This is a genomic window from Gardnerella sp. CCPDSM (genome assembly GCF_056754715.1).
In genome coordinates this window covers 1-300 of the sequence record NZ_JBQEQO010000096.1, presented here as the reverse complement: position 1 = coordinate 300, position 300 = coordinate 1, and the positions used below count along the sequence as shown (strand labels likewise).

1 protein-coding gene is annotated in these 300 nt (G+C 38.3%); it reads right to left on the bottom strand.

Annotation, left to right across the window (positions count from 1 at the left end):
* Positions 1-183 (bottom strand): type II toxin-antitoxin system RelB/DinJ family antitoxin (locus ACTJLE_RS06695; protein WP_481267858.1); only part of this gene is annotated, 183 nt, incomplete at its 3' end.
* Positions 184-300: the final 117 nt, after the last annotated feature.

Sequence of the window (300 nt, the reverse complement as noted above, 5' to 3'; positions counted from 1 at the left end):
CGCCGGAAGCGACTTCGGAATAGTAAGCGAAAACGGAATACCCTTATTAAGAATGATTTGACGGTAAAACATGTCAATAGCAGTAGCCCTAGGAATTCCAATAGTTTCCAGAATCTTCTCCGCCTGCTGCTTAATATTTTCTTGTATTCTCACATTCACATTCGCTGTCTTAGTAACTGCCATATAAACCAACCTCCATACACACATCATAAAATACTGTATCGCATATTGCAACACATTTGCACTAATGGGATTTTTTGACTGTCATACACGATTTTTATGTTCGCATTACTGCATCTT